The sequence below is a fragment of the Protofrankia coriariae genome, from assembly GCF_001017755.1.
GTDB classification, from domain to species: Bacteria; Actinomycetota; Actinomycetes; order Frankiales; family Frankiaceae; genus Protofrankia; species Protofrankia coriariae.
The window spans coordinates 1-4,922 of record NZ_JWIO01000013.1 but is presented as its reverse complement, the minus strand read 5'-3'; the positions used below and the strand labels follow the sequence as shown (position 1 = coordinate 4,922).

General features: G+C 67.6%; 3 protein-coding genes and 1 pseudogene. 2 read left to right on the top strand and 2 right to left on the bottom strand.

What is annotated here, in order from left to right; translation table 11 throughout:
* The first annotated feature begins 309 nt into the window (after positions 1-309).
* Together FrCorBMG51_RS09555 and FrCorBMG51_RS09550 are read left to right on the top strand one after the other, a co-directional pair.
* The gene (locus FrCorBMG51_RS09555; protein ID WP_047222737.1) at positions 310-1,293 is read left to right on the top strand and encodes an MHYT domain-containing protein; all 984 of its coding nucleotides are present in this window, start codon (positions 310-312) and stop codon (positions 1,291-1,293) included.
* Positions 1,294-1,446: 153 nt separating this feature from the next.
* Positions 1,447-3,246 carry a hydrogenase maturation protein gene (locus FrCorBMG51_RS09550; protein ID WP_047222736.1) on the top strand — a complete coding sequence of 600 codons (1,800 nt, stop codon included), beginning with the start codon at positions 1,447-1,449 and terminating at the stop codon, positions 3,244-3,246.
* A 218-nt stretch (positions 3,247-3,464) separates the two neighbouring features.
* Here FrCorBMG51_RS09550 and FrCorBMG51_RS09545 read toward each other — a convergent pair whose 3' ends face one another.
* Both FrCorBMG51_RS09545 and FrCorBMG51_RS09540 read right to left on the bottom strand, forming a co-directional pair.
* Positions 3,465-4,046, bottom strand: a complete 582-nt coding sequence (locus tag FrCorBMG51_RS09545; RefSeq protein WP_047222735.1) for a TerD family protein — start codon at positions 4,044-4,046, stop codon at positions 3,465-3,467.
* A 156-nt stretch (positions 4,047-4,202) separates the two neighbouring features.
* Positions 4,203-4,922: pseudogene (locus FrCorBMG51_RS09540) on the bottom strand (hypothetical protein); the annotation flags it as partial.

Here is a 4,922-nt window from a genome sequence, read left to right as displayed (position 1 = left end):
GCGGCCGTCGCCCGCCAGCGGACCGTCGGCCGTCGCTCGGGTCATCCGTTCCGGAAGCGTCACTTGAAGTAAATGTTTACGCTGTCGGAGCAAAATTTTTCGCCTGATGACGCTTCGTCTGTAAAAGTTTCTTTAAATAAAAGATTATTTAAAATAATTTAATTAGTTAACTCATTTTAGCGTGAGGCCGATCACCTGACTGACCCTGGTCCGGCTATGGTTGCCCAGCCGGAAGATCCGGAGGCTGCTGATCAAATACCGTTACTCGGCAGCCCCCTGGTGGCATGTGGCGAACTCCTGGGGGTTGGGATGGGACCGGTCAGTGCCGCAGCAGAACATCTGCATGCCTCGTACGACCCCGTGTTCGTCCTGCTCTCCTTCCTTCTCGCCGCGTTCGGTTCGTTCGCGGCCCTGGCGTGCGCGGTCCGCCTACGTACGACCACCGGCGCCCGTCGACTGGCGTGGACGACTCTCACGGCCGTGGCGCTGGGCGGGTGCGCGATCTGGTCGATGCACTTCGTCGGGATGGTCGCTTACCGTATAGAGCTGGGTATCACGTTCAACGAGGTGGTCACCGCCCTGTCGCTGCTCACCGCCGTGGTCGTGGCCGGCGTCGGACTCACGGTGGTAGCCGCCGATCCCGACAACGTCCTGCGGCTGCTCACCGGCGGAGTGGTCGCGGGAGCCGGTGTCGCCGCCATGCACTACACCGGCATGTACGCGATGCACACCCAAGGGACGATCAGCTACGCGATGCCGCTGGTCGGCCTGTCCATTGTCATCGCCGTCGTGGCCTCGACAGCCGCCTTCTGGATCGCGTTCCACATCGGTGGTGTCAGCCTACGCATCGTCGCATCGGTGATCATGGCGGTCGCGGTGTGCGGGATGCACTACACGGGCATGGCAGCCACCCGCGTCACCGCCGACCCCGCCGTGCCACGACCTCACGGCGTCGATCCTTTCGCCATGGGGACCATCACCGCTTTCACCGCGTCCATCGTTCTGATGTTCATCATCTTCGCCGCGACCGGCGGGATCGGCGCCCCCATACCCGATCATCACCACCCCCCCGCCCGCTCAGAAAGGCCTACCCCGGCCAGCTTTTCCCGTGCTGACAGCAGCCCCTCACCGCGCGGTGCGGCGCATTCACACCAGCCGGCATCCACTGCCGGCGCCGGTGCCGTAACCACGCAGGTCATCCCCTCCCCCGTCCCGCACTCCTCCGCCGCGGACCCCGACGCACTCGGTCCGGCCAGGAAGAACCACCGCCTGTCGCGATCTCCGGGACGGTGACACGACCGCCAGTGACGATCACCGCACCAGTGGCCGCCACCCGTCGCGGGACCAGCCCGCGGATCCACGCACCCCCGTGTCCCGATCCCGGGAAAACAGGTTCACCCGAAAACCCGTTCGGAGTTTCGATCTGACCTCTGACAAGGAAAGAAAATGAAGATTCTTCTACTCGCGTCCGCATTCAACGGGCTCACCCAGCGGGCATGGATCGAGTTACGGCGCGCGGGCCACCGTGTGACGGTCGAGCTCGCGCTCAGCGCGGAAACGATGCGCGAGGCCGTCCAGCTGTCCGATCCTCACCTGATCATATGCCCCTTCCTGCGCGAACGGGTACCGGACGACATCTGGACGACCCGACAGACGATCATCATTCACCCGGGGCCGGTCGGTGACCGCGGGTCGTCCTCGCTCGACTGGGCCATTCTGGAAGGGGCGTCGACCTGGGGAGTCACGGCCTTGCAGGCCGTCGCCGAGATGGACGCCGGGCCGATCTGGTCGACCCGGGAGTTCGCCGTCCCACTCGGCATGAGCAAGTCGGCACTCTACAACGGGCCGGTCACCGACGCGGCCATGGCCGTCATCCACGACGTGGTCGACAAGGCGCAGGTCGTCGGATTCGTGCCCACACCGCTCGACAGCATCCCGGCACACCGGTTGCGCGGCAGGCTGCGGCCCTCCACCCGCGCCGACGACCGGCGCATCGACTGGGACACCGACACCACCAGCGACGTCCTGCGCAAGGTGGCGGCATCGGACGGCTCACCAGGCGCCCCCTGCCTGCTGTTCGGTGAGCAGCTACGCGCCTTCGACGCCAGTCCGGTCGTCGCCCTCCCCGCCGCGCGGGCCCGTGACGGTGAGCGCGAGAACACACTGCTGTCCCGGCGGGACGGCGCCGTGCTGGTACCCACCGTCGACGGCGCGGTGTGGATCGGGCACCTCCGCCGCGCCGGCCAACCCAAACTCCCGGCCAACCTGGTGGTGGCCGACCACGTCCAGCCGCTGCCGGTGGCGACGTCAGAGGCTCCCGACCCGGACGCCGGTCGGGACGTGCGCTACCACCGTCACGGCCCCGTCGGGTTGATCAGTTTCGACTTCTACAACGGCGCCATGTCCACGGAGCACTGCCGCCGGCTGCTCGCCGCGTTCACCTGGGCGAGCCAGCAGGACACCCGTGTGATCGTGCTGCGCGGCGGTGACACCTTCTTCTCCAACGGCATCCACCTGAACGTGATCGAGGCGGCCGAACGGCCCGCGACCGCCGCCTGGGCGAACATCGACGCGATGGACGACCTGTGCCAGGCCATCATCACCTGCACCAGCCAGCTCGTGGTCGCGGGCATCTCGGGCAGCGCCGGCGCCGGAGGCGTCATGCTCGCGCTTGGCGCGGACCTGGTTGCCGCCCGCACCGGGGTGGTGCTCAACCCGCACTACGACAACATGGGACTGTACGGATCCGAATACTGGACGTACACATTGCCACGACGAGTCGGTAAGGATGTCGCGGCGACACTGACCACCGAGTGCCTTCCCGTCGGTGACGTGGAAGCGGCCGCCATGGGTCTGGTGGACCGGCTGCTCCCCCACGGGCCGTCGGACTACGACGACGCCCTGCTGGCCCTCGCCGACGAACTGGCCGGCGAGGGCTGGCAGGAGGCGCTGGACGCCAAGACCTCACGGCTCGCCGCCGACGAGGCCGAGATGCCTCTTGAGGTCTACCGCACCCGTGAGCTGAGCCGGATGGCTGTCAACTTCTTCACCGAGAACCGCCATGCCGATCTGCGCCGGGCATTCGTCTGCAAGGAAAAGCCCACGGCGACCCCACAGAACATCGCTCTTCACCGGCATTCCATAGCATGGCGGGTCGATCTCCAGGGGGCGTCCGTCACCAGCGGCCCGACCGCCACGATCGGCGCGCAGCCATCGGAACTTCTGACGCCGACCCCGAGCACCTGACACCGTCGCACAGGGAGTCGAGGCCCCGGGCCGCCAGCGGCACGAAAAACATCATCGCACCGTCGGCGGCCCTTCAGGCGGACAGCAGGCAGACGAAACAGGCAGACGAAAACAGTGGGTGTCTCCGTAAGAGTCATCATCCGCGGAGACGCCCCACCTGGCCCGCCGAGCGCTTCGGCTGTCCTGGTGACCGGCGCCAACCGCCGGGACAGCAGCGGTCAGGAGACGTTGACGCCGAAGTCGAGGGCGATTCCCCGCAGGCCCGAGGCGTATCCCTGGCCCACCGCGCGGAATTTCCACTCACTGGAATATCGATAAAGCTCACCGAAAATCATCGCGGTCTCCGTGGACGCGTCCTCGGTAAGATCATACCGGGCGATCTCCGTACCAGTAGTCGAATCACTCACCCTGATGAAGGCGTTACGCACCTGACCGAAGGTCTGCCGGCGAACCTCCGCGTCATAGATCGACACCGCAAAGACAACCTTGGACGCCTGCGGCGCGAGCGCGGACAGTTCGACCGTGATCTGCTCGTCGTCCCCGCCACCACCACCGACAAGATTGTCGCCCAGGTGCTTAACCGCCCCGTCCGGGCTGACCAGGTTGTTGAAGAACACGAAATACTGATCGGAGAGAACCTTGCCGCGGTCGTCGACGACGATCGCGCTCGCGTCGAGGTCATAGTCGGCGCCGGAGGTCTGGCGTACCTGCCAGCCGAGACCGACGGTCACCGCACGGAGGTTAGGGGCGACCTTGCTGAGGGATACATTGCCGCCCTTGGACAGCGACACCGATGCCATGGGTGAAAGCCTAGACTGCCCGGGACACGCCCGTACACACACCCGTGCCCACACTCGCGTCCCGCCTCACGCGCACGGCCTACGGCCTACGGCCCACGGCCCACGGCCCACGGCGACCGTACGAGACGCCGGTGGGACACCGGCCACGCCGCACCGTCAGCCCGCACTGGCCGGCTCGGCGGCGGCCGGGCAGGAACTGATCTCAAGCGAACCGGTGGACTGCGCGCGCAGCCCGTCGAGGTCGGTGACGGTGACGGTGAACGACAACGAGCCCGGGACCGCCGACGGCCCGACCGGCCCCGACCACACCGACCAGTCCTCCGCGGCCTCGCCCAGGTTCAGCGCGCTGGTGGTCGTTCTCCCGTCGGGCAGATGAGCGACCAGGTCCACCCGGAAGACACCGGTGGAATCCGTCGCGCGCACCGACACCGTGGACACGGTCGGCCCGGCCCCGGCCGGACATCCCGTCGTGTACACAACGGCCGGGGTGACGGTCAGCGAGCCGACGGCCGGCGGGCCGGAGACCACGGCGGTCACCCGCAGCGTCCCGCCCTTCCCGTCGCCGCCGACGGTAGCGACGGCGACCGACCGGTCCAACACGCCGACCGGCGCGGCGGACCGGTCGAGGGTGATGGCGACAGCCCTGCGATCGCCCGCCGCGACCGTGCCGGTGGCCGGCACGACGGACAGCCAGGGCGGCGTGGAGGCGAACCGGAAGTCGACCGGCTGGCGACCGGTGTTGCGCAGCTCCACGGTCGCCGAGGAGTTGACCGCCCCCAGGTCGACGACACCCGTCGACAGCACGAGCCCGCCACCTACCGTGACCGCCGTGTCCCCGGAAAGAATGCGCGCGGTCCCAGCCGCCGTCACGGCGGG

What these genes read in the sequence shown, in the direction of transcription:
- FrCorBMG51_RS09555 (WP_047222737.1), top strand. Translation starts at nt 310, where the DNA reads ATGGGACCGGTCAGTGCCGCAGCAGAACATCTGCATGCCTCGTACGAC.
- FrCorBMG51_RS09550 (WP_047222736.1), top strand. Translation starts at nt 1,447, where the DNA reads ATGAAGATTCTTCTACTCGCGTCCGCATTCAACGGGCTCACCCAGCGG.
- FrCorBMG51_RS09545 (WP_047222735.1), bottom strand. Translation starts at nt 4,046, where the DNA reads ATGGCATCGGTGTCGCTGTCCAAGGGCGGCAATGTATCCCTCAGCAAG.